This window comes from Bradyrhizobium denitrificans (genome assembly GCF_013179005.1).
Classification (GTDB): Bacteria; Pseudomonadota; Alphaproteobacteria; order Rhizobiales; family Xanthobacteraceae; genus Bradyrhizobium; species Bradyrhizobium denitrificans.
The window spans coordinates 118,012-134,747 of record NZ_JABFDP010000003.1 but is presented as its reverse complement, the minus strand read 5'-3'; the positions used below and the strand labels follow the sequence as shown (position 1 = coordinate 134,747).

Genomic DNA, 16,736 nt, shown 5'->3' with positions numbered 1-16,736 from the left:
TGCGAGTTGTCGAACGGCGCGATCCTGCCGGCTAGAATTTGACGGTTGCGGCCAGCGAGACCCGCCTGGCATCGCCGACCGCGACGTTCAGGACGCTGTTGGCCGACGGGTAGTAGACGTTATCGAACAGGTTCTTGACGTTGAGCTGGTAGATCACCGGCAGGTTCTGGTGCTTCGTCTCGTAGGTCGCGAACAGATCGGCGACCACATAGGACGGCATCACGAAGCTGTTGGCGGCATCGCCGGCGCGGTCGCCGACATAGCGCGCGCCGCCGCCGAGCCTGAGCTTGCCGGGCACAGCAGCGCCGAAATCGTAGACGAGATACAGCGAGGCAGTGTTGAGCGCGACATTCTGCAGCCGCTTGCCGCGGTAGGTCGGGTCATCGGTGACCCGCGCATCGGTGTAGCCATAGCTGCCGATCATGCTCCAGGCCTGCGTCAGCCTGCCGGTGACGTCGACCTCGGCGCCGCGCGAGCGCACCTTGCCGGCGGTGGTGTATTCGAGCACGTTGCTGGCATTGAGCTGCGACACCAGCACGTTGCTCTTGTCGATGTCATAGACCGCGATAGTGCCGGACAGCCGCTTGTCGAGATCGAATTTGACGCCGGTCTCCCAGGACGTTCCTTGCTCAGGCGCGATGTTGGAGCCGAGCACGACGCCGCCGGTCAGTGGCGCGATGGTCGAGTTCGGCTTCAAGGATTGCGTGTAGCTGGCATAGAGCGAGAGCTGGTCATTCAGCTTGAGAATGGCGCCGCCGAGCGGCAGCACCTTGTCGGCGGCCACGTTGGTGTTGGCCTTGAAGGGCCGGCCGCGGCCGGCGATCTGCTCATAGTCCATGTAGCGCACGCCGCCGATCAGCGCGAGCCTGTCGGTGAGATGCAGCGTGTCCTGCAGAAACAGGGAGTACTGACCGAGCTTGTCGGTCTGTTCGCTGTCGGTCGCTGAGATCGTCGTGCCCGGCTGGACCAGGCCGTAGACCGGGTTGTAGATGTTGAACGGCGTCGAGACGGTCTGGCGGATCAGGTCCTGGCGGTAGATCGTGCGATATTGCGCGTCGCCGCCGAACAGCACCTCGTTGCGCAGGCCGCCGAGCCAGAAGCTGCCCTGCACATAGGACGTGCCGTAGCTGACCCGGCTCAGCGAGCCCCAGGTGCCGTCATTGCTGCGCGTCTCCAGGCCCGTGGTCGCATTGATCGCGGTGATGCGCAGCTGGTTGGCGCTGAAGGTCTCGGTGTTGTAGCTGTAGGCGGCGGTGAGCTTCCAGTCGTCGTTGAGCTTCTGCTCGACCGAGGCCTGCACCAGGTCGGATTGCCCCCACATGTTGTTGAAGGGTTCATCGAGGCGACGCGTGGCGGGGATCGCCAGCGGCGCGCCGTTGACGAAGGCGGTGCCGCGATCGAATGGGGTGATGAATTCGCGGTGCTCGTAGTTGAGCTGCACCGTCGTCATGTCGCCATACCAGGCCAGCGACGGCGCCACCAGCATCTCGCGATGGCGGCCGAAATTGCGCCAATAATCCTCGCTGACGCCATAGCCGATGAAGCGATAGGCCAGGCCGCCATCGCCGATCGGGCCGGTCACGTCGATGGTGCCATCCGCACCGGTTCTGTCGTTGGCATAGGCCGAGCCGAGCAGCGTGACAGAGCCGTGCTGATACAATTCGGGGCGCTTGCTGATGGTGTTGACGATGCCGCCGGGATCCATGATGCCGTAGAGCAGCGACGCCGGCCCTTTCAGCACCTCGACGCTCTCGACGGCGGCGTTGAGGCTGCGGCCCTGGACCAGCGGCATGCCGTTGCGCATGATCGAGCCGTCGCGATTGTCGCCGAAGCCGCGCCGCATCACCGCATCCTGCGTGCCGGCGAGCGTGTTGGCCTGGGTGACGCCGCTGACATTGGCGAGCGCATCGTCGATGTTGCGTGGCAGTTGATCCCTGATCACCTGCTCGGGCACGACATTGACGGATTGCGCGGTGTCGAGCGGCGAGGCGCCGCTGCGCAGTGTCGTCGCGCTCGGCATCGCGCGGTAATTGAGCTTGGCCGCATTCAGCACCACGGCTTCCGCCGCGGCGCGCTCCGCCCGCGTTGGCATCGGTGGCGGCTGCATGGTGCGGCGCGACGGCGTGGCGCGCGCCTGACGCTGCGGCGCGCTGGACGATGTCGCGGGTTTGCGCTTCGGCGCCGGTGCATCCACCGTCACCGCCGGCAGCGTCGCTTGGGCATGGAGAGAAGAGGAGCAGACCAGGTCTGCGGTCAGGGCACTCACGAGCGCGATCGCGCCACACATGCCGGTTCGCGCGCGAGCATCGCGCCGGCCTTCATCGTCCATCATCGTTCACTGCACTTCCAACGTCGCGCCGTTCAAGCGAACGGTTTGCTTGAGGTGAGCTCTAGCAATGCAGTGCAGCCAAGAATACGTCGCGCGCCGTTGAATCCCTCTAAGTCGTGCGGTGCCGAAGTGTTCGAAATGCTGCGAAGCTGCGCCGGCGCGCGGCGACTTTGCGTCATCGGCCGTGGCTGATCACGGCTTGCGCACAGCGTCCTGCGGACGCGTGCAAGTCGTGCAGATGAAGGAGACCGCGGCGCGCACGACAGCGCTCCAGCCACTGTGGATGACGCGCCGCCGGTCTCATTTTTCGGGACCAGGCGCCGGCTGATGTCAGCGCTTCGGCGTGATCGTGCCGGACTGCGCGCTCATCGTGCCCATGGTGCCGTTGTCGGTTGCGATGACGTCTACTGTGCCGCGGCGAGCTCCAGCTCGGCCGGCTTGCTCGGTCCGGTCAAGGGAATGTCGAGCGTGATGCGCGTGCCCTGCTGCGGCTCGCTGTCGAGCTCGATCCGGCCGCCGAGCGTGGAGGCCACGAGGTTGAAGGCGATGTGCAGGCCGAGGCCGGCATTGCCTTTCTCGCGGCGCGTGGTGAAGAACGGATCGAACACCCGCCCGCGGACATGGCCGGGCATGCCGACGCCGTGATCGGCGCACAGGATGCGCACAACGCCATCGGCGGGCGGCGCGACCTCGACAGTGAAGAGGCCGCTGACCTCGCCGGGATAAGCGTGCGTCGCCGCATTGAAAGCGAGGATGCTGATGACCTGTCCGAGCGCGCCCGGATAGCTGGTGAGCACGATGCCCTCGGGGCAGGACAGCGCGACCGTGAGGCCTTGCCGCGCCAGCAGTGGGCGGAGCTTGGCGATGTGATCGGCCATCCAGCCCTGCAGTTCGTACCTGTGCAGCGCCTCGTTGGCCTGGTCGACGGCGACCTGCTTGAAGCTGTGCACCATCTCGGAGGCCCGATGCAGGCTCTGCGTGGTCAGCTGCAGGCCCTCCTGCAGCCGCGCGACGCCCTTCGCCAGGTCCGAGCGTCGCACCAGTCCGCCGCCGAGCATGCGGGCGATCGTCTGGACGTCGTCTTCCATCGCGGTCGACGTCGTGAGCGCCAGCCCCAGCGGCGTGCTGACCTCGTGGCCGACGCCGGCGACGAGCTGGCCGAGCGAGGCGAGCTTCTCCGCCTGCACCAGATGGGCCTGGGTGGCATGCAGATCGCGCAGCGAAGCCTCGGAGCGCTCCTTTTCCCGCTGCAGCGCCTCGGCGGTGCGGAACTGCTTGCGTGCCTGGTACTCGCGCGCCCCGACGGCATAGAGCGAGAGCAGGCAGGCATTGCCGACCAGCGAATGATCGATGAAGCGCAGGCCCGGCGGCAGCGGCTCGGCCGCAAGACTCTCGGCCACCGCCAACGCGCTCCAGCTCGTCGCACAGAACGTCGCGTAGGAGCCGATGCGCAGCGGCAGCATGGTCGAGACGAACAGGATGACGATGATCATGCCGGCGGCGGAGTAGGTGAAGCCCGAGGGCAGCACCCAATAGATCGTCGGCAGCACGCAGCCGGGGATGACGCAATAGAGCAGATGGATCGGCTCGGCCCATTTGCGGGCCGGCGTCGACAGCAACGCCGTCAGCGGCAGCAGCACCAGCACGGCGGTTCCGCCGCGGATCGCAAGCGTGGTCGGCACGATCTCGGGATACAGCACCCAGTCCCACAGCGTGTAGCCGGCAAAGGTGAAGGCGCCGAGCACCATCGCGATCTGCGTCCAGCCGGTGCTGCCGCGGACGTAATGGTCCACGAAACGCCGCTCCTCGACGGCATCCTCGAAACGCAGCCCCAGCCGCTCCAGCAATCTCAACATGATGCCACCGCAATCGAAAAACGATCCCCCGCCGCGGCGTGGGAGCCGCGACGGGAGGGCAGACATACACGAGATGAGTCCGTTGAGAAAACGACGGGAGATCGCATCCGCCGCCTGCGGCACGCGCAGCGTTATTAGAACGGTTCCAAATCCTCCCACGCGGCATGCAACAGCACGATGAGGGCATTTATCCAGTCGCCCGGCGGGGAGACGAACATCGTGGCGGTCTCAGAATCTCATGGCAGCGCTTGCCCCTCGACGGCAAGTTCCTTGCCGTATCGCCCCTTCGTCTTGAAGGTCACCTTGTCGCCATCGAAGCTGAGCCGCCAGTTGCGCTCTTCGCCCTGGCCGATGAACTGCACGTCGATCGCAAACGTCGTCGCGTCGATCCAGCTGCCCTTCATCGCCCGATAGGTGTAGGGCTGCCACGGATGGGGTTGCGCCGTCTTGCGATAGGAGCCGTCGAGGCCGATCGGGCTCTGCAGGTGTAGTGTGCCGCTACCGCCGCCTTGCCGTGGAATGTCCCACGCGACATGCGGGTCGGGTCCTGTGAGGTCGAGCGTGATCGCATTGATGCCGAGCGGGCCCGGCGGGAAGCTGAAGGTCTTGCCCGAAACGGCCGCCGCGATGTCCGGCGCAGCTCCGACCGTGCTCCGTGTCTCCGTCGCGGCATCGCTGACAGCCGCGGCCAGGGCCGCCGTCGCTTCGGGCGCGGCGGGCAGGGCCTCGCTCGATTTCACCGTCGCCAGGATATCGTTCGCGAGCTTGCGGAAGGGACAGAAATTGCGGGCGGTCATCACCGCCACGATGTCGGCATCGGGCAGCACCATGATGAGTTGGCAATGATAGCCCACCGCCATCACCACGTTGCGGTCCGGCAGGGCCCAGAACTGATTGGCATAGTGCAGGCCCGGGTCGAACGTCGCGTTCATGCTGGTGGTGGCGTGGTTGACGGCCTCGATCCAGCCGGGCGGCAGCAATTGCTGCCCGCCCCAGCGGCCGCCGCGTAGATACAGATAGCCGATCCGCGCCATGTCGCGCGGCCTCAGCGCCAGCCCGAAGCCGCCGCTGGAAATTCCCTTGGAATCCTTGAACCAGGCGTGCTCGGTGATGCCGAGCGGGGCGAACAGTCGCTCTCTGGCGAAGTCCTCCGCGCTGCGGCCGGTCAGCTTGGTGACGATGGCGGAGAGCAGATGCGAGTTGCCGCTGTTGTAGTAGAAGGTCTCGCCCGGCGCATGCGCCATCGGCCGGTCGAGAATGTACTGCACCCAATCGGGGCTCCGACCCATCTCGAACAGTGATCGCTCGGTGCCGCCATTGTAGCCTTCGTCCCAGTCCAGGCCGGAGGTCATGTTGAGCAGATGCTGCACGGTGAGCGCCTGCTTGCGCGCATCGACGTTGTCGATCTGGCGGTCCTTGAACAAGTCGAGCACCGGATGATCGAGGCTGTCGAGCACGCCGTCCTTCTGCAGCATCGCGATCAAGGTGGCGACCACCGCCTTGGTCGCGGAATTGATGATGTGCAATTCGTCCGATTTGTAGGGCGCGTAGGAGGCATCGAGCACGATGCGGCCGTGGCGCGTGATCAGCAGGCTGTCGAACCTCAACGCCTTGCCGGCGTCGACGAGCTTGGCCAGCGCCGCCGAATCCATGCCTTCGTCCTCGGGCGTGGCGACCGGCCAGTCGGCTTGCGGAAAGCCGGTTCGGCTCGCGTCATCGGCGGCCGCCTGGCGGAGGGCGAACAAGTGGAGGGTGAACAAGCCGGCGAGCAGCAGAGCCGCGACCCGGACGCTGGTCCTGACACGCAACATCCCGCATTCTCCAAACAGCGATGCGGGTCATGGTATCAGAAAACCATGACTCATCAAAGATTGTGTGACGATCATGGCGCATGCCGCAAAAGCGGCGTGTTGCCGTGGCAAAGACTGCGATCTGTCGATCTCGGCAGATCATGCAGCCTCCTATGCCCGGACCAGCGCGGTTCGCCGCTTTTCTCGTTGTCAGATTTGCGCTTGCCGCTCTGCTCGCCGCTGTCGCGCGGCCAGTCTTTGCCGACAACGAACGCGTCATCGCGGTGCCTGCGATTCGAGCGCTGGCGCCCGAGGTCAGCGACGACGCCGCGCGCGTGACGGCCGAGATCCGTCAGCGGCTGAAGGCGCTGCCGTTGTTGCGCATCGTCGATGGTCCGCCGGTCCTGTCGACCTATGAGGATCGGGTGCCGCAGTTTGAGGCCCGGCTGCAGGAGCATGTCGATCTCGTGCTGATCGGCATTGCGTCACTGCTTGCGGATGGCCGCCACACGATGCTGCTGCGCGTCTGGAAGGCGGACGGCCGCACTCAGCTCGTCGGCCAGCAGTACGTTTCCGGAGCCAACCAGCTCGTGGAGGCCGAGATCGCGGACGGGCTTTGCGGAGCGCTGGCGGCCGCTCTGCAACAAGAGAGAGCACCGGCGCCGCGGTGAACGTTGGATGTCCCTGGATTGTGCGTATGCATCGGCGGCTCGTCAACGGCTGCGGGAACCACCGTTCACTCGGCCCAGCGCTCACCCCGCCCAATGCGCCCGCAGCGCGGCGGCGATGCTCTGCGGCCGCTCGACGATGCTCCAGTGGCCGGCGTCCTGCTCGACATGCAGCGGCGCGCCATGGCGTTGTGCGAAGCGGCTGAGCGTGTCGAGCGGCACGTAAGGGTCTTGCGTGCCCGAGATCACGAGGCCACGCGGCGGCAATTGCGCCAGCCGCTCGATCCAGTCGCCGCTGAAGCGCAGCCCATCGGCGGACCGATAGAGCGCGAGGATCGACCGCCGCATCGGCGCGCGCCACGCGGCGGCTTCGTACGCCGCCAGGTCCGCCGGCAGCCCGCTCTGCCGGAACATGCGCGCCATTGCCCGCCGCGACGACAGCGCCATGAAGATCTCGCCCAGCACGGGCGTGTTCCAGATCCGCGCTATCAAATGGCCGCGATAGCCGGGATCGAGTGCACCGCCGGCAACAGCCCAGGAGCGCACCAGCTCCGGCCGCAGCGACGCCGCGCGCAGCACCAGCAGTGCGCCCCAATCATGCCCGACCAGATCGAGCGGCCCGAACGCCGCATGCTGCGCCTCCATCAGCGCGACGAACCAATCCGCGTAGTCGTCCTTGCTGCCGCCGAAGCCCGCCGGCGCCTCGCCGCAGAAGCCGGGCAGGCAGGGCACCGCGACGGTCTCGCCGAGCGCCGCGATCAGCGGCCCCCAGATCGCAGGCGTGTCCGGCACGCCGTGGATGAAGATGCGGTTGGTCATGGCGCTTGTTACCGTATCATCCGTGAGCTTCGGTCCGGCGCGAAATTTATATTTCTTTTTTTCAGAAATCATGCTTATCTTTCGCCATCCCGCCTCGTCGAAGAGGGACGTACGCGTCGTCACGATACGTGGAGTGCGGGGAGCGATGGCCGTGAGGCGCCAGTGGACGAGTGGTGTCCTTGCGGGCGACGAAGTCGTGTGGTCCTGACACCCCGATGCTGGTGTCAAGCCGGCGCCGTTCATGACGCGCGCGCCGGTGACGGGGGCAATCAAGCCGGTCCCGAGGAGAGCGCGAAGTAAGTCGCAGAGCGGTTGCGCAGGGAAGGCCGGGAGTCCTGGCCGATCCTGTGGTTCCTGCCCCGTACACTTCTTTCACGCACGGGGGCCGCGGGCGTCGGCAGACGCTCGGTCTTCCCTGCACCCTCGATCGACGAGGGTTTAATGTCGATGATCAGCCCGGGCATGATCGTGCTGCGGGAGCGGAGAGGTGTGTTTGGATGCGGGCTGTTTGCCGATGTTCGGCGAGAGTGAGGCGTGGAACTGTTGCGTCAATCACCGCCGTCGTTGCGAGCGCAGCGAAGCAATCCAGGGTGGTGCGCGGGACTGTGGATTGCCTCACTGCCTCACTGCGCCACTGCGCTCGCAATGACGCGGATAAAGCGGGGTTCCACGCTAGCTGTCATCGTCCGCGAAGGCGAAGGCGGACGATGCAGTATTCCAGAGCCCGTTATGGTTGACCCGAGAGGCCGCGGCTTGCTGGATACCCGCCTTCGCGGGGTATGACGGCAGCGGATGCGGCAGTGGGTGGCATGGCCCGGGCCAAAAGGGAGCAGGGGCTCATTACGTCATATCTCCTGACCCTTATTCGGCGTTGCGGGACCCTCTTATTCCCGGTAAAAGCTCCGGTGAGGGCGCCTCGGCAACAATCCGTCAATGGTTTTGCCGCACAGTTTTCGTGTTCTCGCAAAGGGTTTGGCAATGCTGATTCGCAGCGCAGAGATCGAGGCCATCGCCGGGGCAGACGCCCGGTCGATCGCGCTCGCCGCGCTGCAGCCCGCCGGCCTGATCGGCGCGATCGAGCTTCTGCTTCTTAGCTGCCCCTGAGGGCCGGCTGGGCGGGATGCGCCTGGGCACTCAGGGGGTTGCTTCGACAGCAGAACACCCTTCAGCGCCCAGTTGATCAGAGATCCTGACAAACATGCGCACCACCCGACAATCCGAGGAATAGCAGATGTCCAGCACCACCCCGTCCGACAAGGACCGCGTCGTCATTTTCGACACCACTTTGCGCGACGGCGAGCAGTGCCCCGGCGCCACCATGACGTTCGAGGAGAAGCTCAACATCGCGGCCATGCTGGACGGCATGGGCGTCGACGTCATCGAGGCCGGCTTCCCGATCGCCTCCGACGGTGATTTCGAGGCGGTCAACGAGATCGCCAAGCGCACCCAGAACGCCGTGGTCTGCGGCCTGTCGCGCGCCGGCGCCAAGGACATCGACCGCTGTGCCGAGGCGATCCGCCCGGCCAAGCGCGGCCGCATCCATACCTTCCTGTCCACCTCGCCGGTGCACATGAAGTACAAGCTGCAGATGGAGCCGCAAGCCGTGTTCGAGCTGGTGGTCTCCTCGGTCACCCGCGCGCGCAACCACACCGACGACGTCGAATGGTCGTCGGAGGACGGCACCCGCACCGAATTCGATTTCCTGTGCCGCTGCGTCGAGGCCGCGATCAAGGCCGGCGCCACCACCATCAACATCCCGGACACTGTCGGCTACGCCGTGCCGGAGGAGTATTACGACCTGTTCAAGCGCGTGCGCGAGACGGTGCCGAACTCCGACAAGGCGGTGTTCTCGGTCCACTGCCACAATGACCTCGGCATGGCGGTCGCCAATTCGATGGCCGGCATCCGCGCCGGCGCCCGCCAGATCGAGTGCACCATCAACGGCATCGGCGAGCGCGCCGGCAATGCGGCCTTGGAAGAGGTCGTGATGGCGATGCGCGTGCGCAACGACAAGCTGCCGTTCTGGAACAAGATCGACACCACGCAGCTGACCCACGCCTCGAAGGTGGTGTCGGCGGCGACCTCGTTCCCGGTGCAGTACAACAAGGCGATCGTCGGCCGCAACGCCTTCGCGCATGAGAGCGGCATCCACCAGGACGGCATGCTGAAGAATGCCCAGACCTATGAGATCATGCTGCCGGAGACGGTCGGCGTGAAGCAGACCTCGCTGGTGATGGGCAAGCATTCCGGCCGCCACGCCTTCATCCACAAGCTGGAGGAGATGGGCCACAAGCTCGCCGGCAACCAGGTCGAGGACGCCTTCGTCCGCTTCAAGGCCCTGGCCGACCGCAAGAAGCACATCTACGACGAGGATATCGAGGCGTTGATCGACGAGGGCATGGTGAGCGCCCATGACCGCATCAAGCTGCTGTCCTTGAGCGTCATCGCCGGCACCCGCGGCCCGCAGCGCGCCACCATGAAGCTCGATGTCGACGGCGTGACCAAGATCGAGGAGAGCGAGGGCAACGGTCCGGTCGATGCCGTGTTCAACTGCATCAAGTCGCTGGTGCCGCACGAGGCCAAGCTGGAGCTGTATCAGGTCCATGCCGTGACCGAGGGCACCGACGCGCAGGCTGAGGTCTCGGTGCGCCTGTCGCAGGACGGCCGCTCGATGACGGCGCGCGCGGCCGATCCGGATACGCTGGTGGCGTCCGCCAAGGCCTATCTCGGCGCGCTGAACAAGCTGGTGATGAAGCGCCAGCGCGATGTGGCGCAGGGCGCGGCGGCCGCGGCTGCAAGCTGATGTGACCAGGTCATTCGGGGCACCGCAAAGCGGCTGCCCCGAAATGGCGAAGCGGCCGGGACGAAGAAGCGGGGGACAATCATTGTTGCGCTGCAGCGTGGGGAATCCCGTGTCTGCGGCTAACGGTCAATGGTAATCCGTCCCGCGAGCCGCTAACAATGCCCGTGGCATACAAAGCGGGGGCGTCATTGCAATGCCCCCCGAAACGTCGGGAGGACACCTTGCAGCAGTTCAAATTCCGCCAGCTCAGCTTGAGCCATGTGATCGCAACCGCCGCCTCGCTGGCGGTGCTCGCGCTGACCGGTCCGGCCATGGCGGCCGACAATCCGATCGTGATCAAGTTCAGCCATGTGGTGGCGGCGAACACGCCGAAGGGGCTCGCGGCCGACAAGTTCAAGGAACTGGCCGAGAAGTACACCGACGGCAAGGTCAAGGTCGAAGTCTATCCGAATTCCCAGCTCTACAAGGACAAGGAAGAGCTCGAGGCGCTGCAGCTCGGCGCGGTGCAGATGCTGGCGCCGTCGAACTCCAAGTTCGGTCCGATCGGCATCAAGGAATTCGAGGTGTTCGATCTGCCCTACATCCTGCCGGACCTCGCCACCTTGCGGAAGGTGACCGACGGGCCGCTCGGCGCCAAGCTCTTGAAGCTGCTCGAGCCGAAGGGGATGATCGGGCTGGCCTATTGGGACAACGGCTTCAAGCAGATGACCGCCAACAAGAAGCTCGTCGATCCCGCTGACTACAAGGGCATGAAGTTCCGCATCCAGTCCTCGAAGGTGCTGGACGCCCAGTTCCGCACCCTCGGTGCGATTCCGCAGGTGATGGCGTTCTCGGAAGTGTACCAAGCGCTGCAGACCGGCGTCGTCGATGGCCAGGAAAACACGCCCTCGAACATCTACACGCAGAAGATGCACGAGGTGCAGAAATACATCACGCTCACCAATCACGGCTATATCGGCTACGTCGTGGTCGTGAACAAGAAGTTCTGGGACGGCCTGCCGCCGGACATCCGCGCCGCCTGCGACAAGGCGATGAAGGAGGCGACCGAATACGGTAACGGCCAGTCAGCCAAGGAGAATGACGACGCGCTGGAAGAGATCCGCAAGTCCGGCAAGTCCGAGTTCGTCAAGCTGACCCCCGCGCAGGACGAGGCGATGCGCAAGGCGATGATGCCGGTCTACAAGGACGTCGCCGGACGCGTCGGCCAGCCGCTGATCGACGAGTTCCTGAAGGAGACGCGCGGCACGACGAACTGATGGTGTGAGGCGCGGATGCGCGGGCGGGTGGCCCGCGCATCGTGAGGTGGCGGCGTCTGGCTGAGACGCCGAGATCACCCGACGGCGCGCAAAGCGCGCGGGCGTCGGATGGCTTTGGGGGTAGGGGACTTGGGTCTGCTGTTGCGCATCCTCGATCGGCTCGAGGAGATTCTGATCGCATTCCTGATCGCGGCCGCGACCTCGATCATTTTCGTAGCCGTGCTGCACCGCTACCTCGTCGGTGTGCCCTTCCTCTATCCCCTGCTGTTCCCGATCGATTTGTCCTGGGCGCAGGAGCTGTGCATCTACATGTTCGTGTGGATGGCGAAGTTCGGCGCTGCCTATGGCGTGCGCACCGGCATCCATGTCGGCGTGGACGTCGTGGTGAACATGCTCCGGCCCTCGCTGCGCAAGGTGACGATCCTGTTCGGCTTGATGTGCGGGGCGCTGTTCACCGCGATCATCGGCACCATGGGCGCCAAGTTCGTCTATGGTCTGTCGCAGACCGACCAGGTCACGCCGGACATGGAGCTGCCGAGCTGGCTGGTCTATCTCTGCATCCCGCTCGGCTCCTACCTGATGTGCTTCCGCTTCCTGCAGGTCGCCTGGCACTATCTCCGCCATGACGAGCTGCCGCACCACGATCACGCCTATGTCGAAGGCGTCGAGGCGACCGGCACGGAGGCCGTGCGATGAGCAGCCTCCTGATCTTCAGCCTGCTCATCTTCCTGATGCTGACGGGCATGCCGATCTCGATCGCGCTCGGCCTCACCGTGCTGTCCTTCGTCTTCTTCATGACGAACGTGCCGACCGAGTCGGTCGCGTTGAAGCTGTTCACGGGCATCGACAATTTCGAGATCATGGCGATCCCGTTCTTCATTCTCGCCGGCAATTTCCTGACCCATGGCGGCGTCGCCCGGCGCATGATCAATTTCGCGACCTCGATGGTCGGGCATTGGTATGGCGGCCTGGGGCTGGCCGGCGTCATGGCCTGCGCGTTGTTCGCCGCCGTGTCGGGCTCGTCGCCCGCGACCGTGATCGCGATCGGCTCGATCATGCTGCCGGCGATGGTCAAGCAGGGCTTCCCGAAGCGCTTCGGCGCCGGCGTGATCACCACCTCCGGCGCGCTCGGTATTCTGATTCCGCCTTCGATCGTGATGGTCGTCTATGCGGTCGCGACCGGCGGTAGCATCGCGCTCGATCCGGCCGGCCATCGCGTGTCCTCGGCCTCGGTCGGCCAGCTGTTCATCGCCGGCGTCATTCCCGGAATCATGCTGGCGACCCTGCTCGGCTTCACCACCTTCTACCGCGCCTGGAAGAACGACTACCCGCGGCTGCCGCGCGCCAGCTGGGCGGAGCGCTTCATTGCGTTCAGAAAGTGCATCTGGGGCCTGTTGCTGATCGTCATCGTGCTCGGCGGCATCTACACCGGCAAGTTCACGCCGACCGAGGCGGCTGCCGTCAGCGCCGTCTACGCCTTCATCATCGCCGTGTTCGTCTATCGCGACATGTCGCTGAAGGACGTGCCGAAGGTGCTGCTCGGCTCGGCCAATATGAGTGCGATGATCCTCTACATCATCACCAATGCGGTGCTGTTCTCGTTCCTGATGGCCAATGAGAACATCCCGCAGCAGATCGCCAATTGGATGGCGGCGGCCGGCGTCAACTGGGCGGTGTTCCTGCTGGTCGTCAACATCCTGCTGCTGCTCGCCGGCAATGTGATGGAGGCGACCTCGATCGTGCTGATCATGGCGCCGATCCTGTTTCCGGTGGCGGTCAAGCTCGGCATCCATCCGGTGCATCTCGGCATCCTGATGGTGGTCAACATGGAGGTCGGCATGTGCCATCCGCCGGTCGGCCTCAACCTCTATGTCGCCTCCGGCATCGCCAAGATGGGCATCACCGAACTGACCATCGCCGTGATGCCGTGGCTGCTGACCATGCTCGGCTTCCTGGCCCTCGTGACCTACGTGCCGGAAATCTCGCTCTGGTTGCCGCGCATGCTCGGGATGCTTTGAGGCGCAGCAACGAAATGAAACCGAATTGCAAAAACAGAAAGGTATTTGAAGCAATTACATCTTCGTAACGTCGTACACTCTGTCCAAACTGTAAGTTGAAGGCCCGACACGGCAGGCTCATGTTGGTCCGGCTTTCCAAGGAGGTTGGCATGAGAAAGTTTACTATCGCTGCCGTCGCCGTGCTGGCCATCGCCGGTTCGACCGCGGTCTACGCCCAGCGCGGCTGGCTTCATGATCACATGCACCACGCGCGGATGAATCCGGAAGACCGCGCCGCGATGCTCGATGCACGCATTGCTTCGGTCCATGCCGGCCTGAAGCTGTCGGCCGACCAGGAGAAGCTGTGGCCGCCGGTCGAGAGCGCGGTGCGCGATCTCGTGAAGCTGCGCTTCGACCGCGCCAATGCGCGGATGAAGGCGGCCGATGACGCGCCGGACAAGGACGTCGATCCCGTGGCGCGGCTGCGTGAGCATGCCGACACCATGGCGGCGACGGCCGACGCCATGAAGAAGGTCGCCGATGCCGCCGACCCGCTCTACAAGACGCTCGATGACGGCCAGAAGCGCCGGCTGTCGATGTTGACCCGGCCGATGGGGCGGATGATGGGACCGGACGGTCCGCGTCACCACCGCTGGATGGAGCGCGGCGAGGGCGGCCCGGACGGGCCGCGCTTCGGCGAGAATCGCTTCGGCCCCGGACCGATGGGCCACCCGCCGATGGATCGCATGGGCTGGTCCGACGAGGGACCCGACTCCGGACGGCTCTGAGGGCTGGTTAACGCCCCTCTGAATCCGCTCAAGATCTCACCTGGGGAAAACCGCCGCAAGCCGGCGGTTTTTCTGCATCGAAACTGCCGAAAAATCGTCAGTGATCGCTGGACATCCCGGAATCGCTTTGCTAAACGACCGGCTCTTGCAAAGGCTTACTCCGGATGCAAGATCCGGGCGCATAGCTCAGTTGGTAGAGCAGCTGACTCTTAATCAGCGGGTCCTAGGTTCGAGCCCTAGTGCGCCCACCAAGCCTTTCAAGGATTTTTGGCAGATTGTACGAAGCCATTCCGTGAAGCGATTAGCGGCTATTCCGACAAACCGGCTGCTTTTGTTCGCTCCTCCCGGCGCTTTTCTGACCCCGAGAACAACTGTTTTCGGGTCCGCTTCGCATAGGTCGGCAGTTGTCGACTTGACCTGTGGCGGCCTGCGGCACGCAGCTCAGCGTCTGTCAGGTCGCTGTCTGCCCCTTCCGCGAAGCCGCCGTGGCGAAGTGAAGTGAAGGACAATTCGCTTCGCAAAGACGCGGTTCTTATGACCTTTTTGACCGCGGCCCGGAGATACCGCAGATCTCGCCGCTGGGTGATCCAGGGCACGAGCGCGCTCCCTCGGCGACTTTGGTGATCGCGCCAAAACATCACGCCCGCCACCATTCGCGATTTGATCTCATCGAGCTCGGCCATCAACGCGGGGAACAGCGTCTCGCTTGCGTCGTGGAACAGAGGCCACCAAGCCTCCTCCCCATTCTCGGGGTGGACGACCTTGACACTGTTCGGATGCTCCTTTGGCCGGTAGTGGGAAATCTCGAACGCGCCGAAGACGTGCTCCTCGCGTTGCAGTCACTCCCAGCTGAGGAGAGCGGCGGTCGCAACCGAACGATAACCCATCTCGTTCGCCTTTCGACAGAAGGCGACGAGTTCCACCCATGTGGCGGTTGGCGTCTCTCGTGCTGCTCGGTTTGGCGCACGAGCTTTCAAGCCCATGCGAGAGAACGGATTGATGGCTGGGACATTCTTCTCCCTAGCGCGGTGGCCGACGAACCAGGCTCGCCGACAGGCGACCACGGCGGCGTTCGCAAAACGTGGACGTTCGCGATGAATGATATTGCCGTTCTTGTCTCTTTCTTCAACAATGAGCAGCTTTGCATAGACGGCGTCGACGAAGCCTTTCGTGAATTGACCGATTTGCCTTGAGCCCGCGCGAGTCCCGTTCCCTGAGACAAGGGCAGGCGGACCAAGATCGGTCAGTCCTCGCGAGCGCCAGCTGTCGAATCCTGGAAGGAGGACCGTTTCGGCTCGCTCTACTGCAGCCGTGTCATCCTCGCCTAAGGCCTCAGCGTTGATCTCGCAGCCCTGTTTGCGTGACCAGGTCGGTGGCCCGAAAAAGTAAGCCCATCGTTGAAGTCGCCGCGCGACTGCCGGTGCAAGCCGTTGAAGAATGGGCGCCGGGACTGTCAAAAGCGGATGACGTTCGCGACAGGCGAGTTCATCCGCTGCTTCCTCATCCACGTGCTGCCGAAGGGCCTCCACCGCATCCGCCATTACGGCCTGCTGGCGCGGGGCGCCTGCGCCGACAACGTCGCACGCGCGCGCGAGCTGCTCGCCGTCAGGGAGCGTGAGGATGAACCGACAGCAACCAGCGTCGACACCGCCAAGCTGCCATGTCCATGTTGCGGCGGCGCATGATCGAAGACATGACGATCCGCAAGTTCGCGCCCAAGACCCAACATGACGATGTGCAGAGGATCAAGGACTTCGCTGCCTTCCTCGGACGATCGCCGGATACGGCCGGCTTCGAGGATGTACGTCGCTATCAGCTCCATCTGGTATTGCGCGGCGTCGGTGTGCCGACCATCAATCAGATGGTCTCGACCTTGCGGTTCTTCTTCAAGGTCACGCTGCGACGTCACGAGATCGTCGAGCGCACCCACTNGCGACGTCACGAGATCGTCGAGCGCACCCACTTCATCCACGAGCCGCGCAAGCTGCCGGTGGTGCTGAGCGTGGAGGAAGTGGCGCGGCTGCTCGATGCGGCACCCGGGATCAAATACAAGGCGGCGCTCTGCGTGGCCTACGGCGCCGGCCTGCGAGCCAACGAGGTCGTCTCGCTCAAGATTTCCGATATCGACAGCAAGCGCATGGCTGAATCTGAGGATCGCGAGTGGACCGCAGCGACGTAGCCCGGCGAGACTTCCGCTGTTGCTCAAGTGAGTCTGTGTGCTCGCAGACGTGTCTGTCGTTGTCGCATGGCGATCTGCAAGCTCACGTCGCGCTCAAACCAAGGGCAATCATTGCTAAGGGAATTAGCAATGCGCCGGTCGCGTAGGCAGAAACTGTGTTCAGCCGAACGCTGATCTGTTTTTCGCGGCCGCAACGCATGTCGGTGTTTGACAATTTTGATCAACTGGTCAAATCTTCCAGGGCAAGATCG

The 16,736-nt window shown here is 64.4% G+C and carries 13 protein-coding genes, 1 tRNA gene and 1 pseudogene; 11 read left to right on the top strand and 4 right to left on the bottom strand.

Annotated features, from left to right (window positions below):
- Positions 1-31: 31 nt before the first annotated feature.
- The 3 genes from HL671_RS04095 to HL671_RS04085 form a co-directional block, all read right to left on the bottom strand.
- Positions 32-2,332, bottom strand: a complete 2,301-nt coding sequence (locus HL671_RS04095; RefSeq protein ID WP_172235675.1) for a TonB-dependent siderophore receptor — start codon at positions 2,330-2,332, stop codon at positions 32-34.
- Positions 2,333-2,733: 401 nt separating this feature from the next.
- Positions 2,734-4,185, bottom strand: coding sequence for a sensor histidine kinase (locus HL671_RS04090; RefSeq protein WP_172235674.1), 1,452 nt, complete (start codon positions 4,183-4,185; stop codon positions 2,734-2,736).
- A 236-nt stretch (positions 4,186-4,421) separates the two neighbouring features.
- Positions 4,422-5,996, bottom strand: coding sequence for a serine hydrolase domain-containing protein (locus HL671_RS04085; RefSeq protein ID WP_172235673.1), 1,575 nt, complete (start codon positions 5,994-5,996; stop codon positions 4,422-4,424).
- A 152-nt stretch (positions 5,997-6,148) separates the two neighbouring features.
- Here HL671_RS04085 and HL671_RS04080 point away from each other — a divergent pair, with 152 nt between their 5' ends.
- Positions 6,149-6,646 (top strand): hypothetical protein, encoded by a 498-nt coding sequence (locus tag HL671_RS04080; RefSeq protein WP_012045927.1) that lies wholly within the window; start codon positions 6,149-6,151, stop codon positions 6,644-6,646.
- An 81-nt stretch (positions 6,647-6,727) separates the two neighbouring features.
- Here HL671_RS04080 and HL671_RS04075 read toward each other — a convergent pair whose 3' ends face one another.
- Entirely contained in the window at positions 6,728-7,462 is a 735-nt protein-coding gene (locus HL671_RS04075; protein WP_012045926.1) for an alpha/beta fold hydrolase, read from the bottom strand.
- A gap of 978 nt (positions 7,463-8,440) precedes the next feature.
- Here HL671_RS04075 and HL671_RS38740 point away from each other — a divergent pair.
- The 10 genes and pseudogenes from HL671_RS38740 to HL671_RS04030 all read left to right on the top strand — a co-directional run bounded on the left by HL671_RS38740 (position 8,441) and on the right by HL671_RS04030 (position 16,485).
- Positions 8,441-8,566: a hypothetical protein gene (locus HL671_RS38740; protein WP_256374675.1), complete on the top strand. Its 126-nt coding sequence runs from the start codon at positions 8,441-8,443 to the stop codon at positions 8,564-8,566.
- Positions 8,567-8,693: 127 nt separating this feature from the next.
- On the top strand, positions 8,694-10,265 hold the full coding sequence (locus HL671_RS04070; protein WP_012045924.1) for a 2-isopropylmalate synthase: 1,572 nt from the start codon (positions 8,694-8,696) through the stop codon (positions 10,263-10,265).
- Between the two features lie 221 nt (positions 10,266-10,486).
- Positions 10,487-11,521 carry a TRAP transporter substrate-binding protein gene (locus HL671_RS04065; RefSeq protein WP_172235672.1) on the top strand — a complete coding sequence of 345 codons (1,035 nt, stop codon included), beginning with the start codon at positions 10,487-10,489 and terminating at the stop codon, positions 11,519-11,521.
- A gap of 135 nt (positions 11,522-11,656) precedes the next feature.
- A complete protein-coding gene (locus tag HL671_RS04060) occupies positions 11,657-12,217 on the top strand; it encodes a TRAP transporter small permease (protein WP_041751651.1) in 561 nt (186 codons plus the stop codon).
- Positions 12,214-13,539, top strand: a complete 1,326-nt coding sequence (locus HL671_RS04055; protein WP_012045921.1) for a TRAP transporter large permease — start codon at positions 12,214-12,216, stop codon at positions 13,537-13,539. Before HL671_RS04060 ends, HL671_RS04055 begins: the two co-directional genes overlap by 4 nt.
- Before the next feature lie 149 nt (positions 13,540-13,688).
- Positions 13,689-14,306 (top strand): Spy/CpxP family protein refolding chaperone, encoded by a 618-nt coding sequence (locus HL671_RS04050; RefSeq protein ID WP_012045920.1) that lies wholly within the window; start codon positions 13,689-13,691, stop codon positions 14,304-14,306.
- Positions 14,307-14,481: 175 nt separating this feature from the next.
- Positions 14,482-14,557, top strand: a tRNA-Lys gene (locus HL671_RS04045).
- Positions 14,558-14,926: 369 nt separating this feature from the next.
- The gene (locus tag HL671_RS04040; protein ID WP_148221522.1) at positions 14,927-15,499 is read left to right on the top strand and encodes a hypothetical protein; all 573 of its coding nucleotides are present in this window, start codon (positions 14,927-14,929) and stop codon (positions 15,497-15,499) included.
- 252 nt (positions 15,500-15,751) lie between these two features.
- Positions 15,752-15,985: pseudogene (locus HL671_RS39075) on the top strand (transposase); the annotation flags it as partial.
- Positions 15,967-16,485: a phage integrase N-terminal SAM-like domain-containing protein gene (locus tag HL671_RS04030; protein ID WP_172235671.1), complete on the top strand. Its 519-nt coding sequence runs from the start codon at positions 15,967-15,969 to the stop codon at positions 16,483-16,485. The pseudogene HL671_RS39075 and the gene HL671_RS04030, both read left to right, overlap by 19 nt.
- The last annotated feature ends 251 nt before the right edge of the window (positions 16,486-16,736 follow it).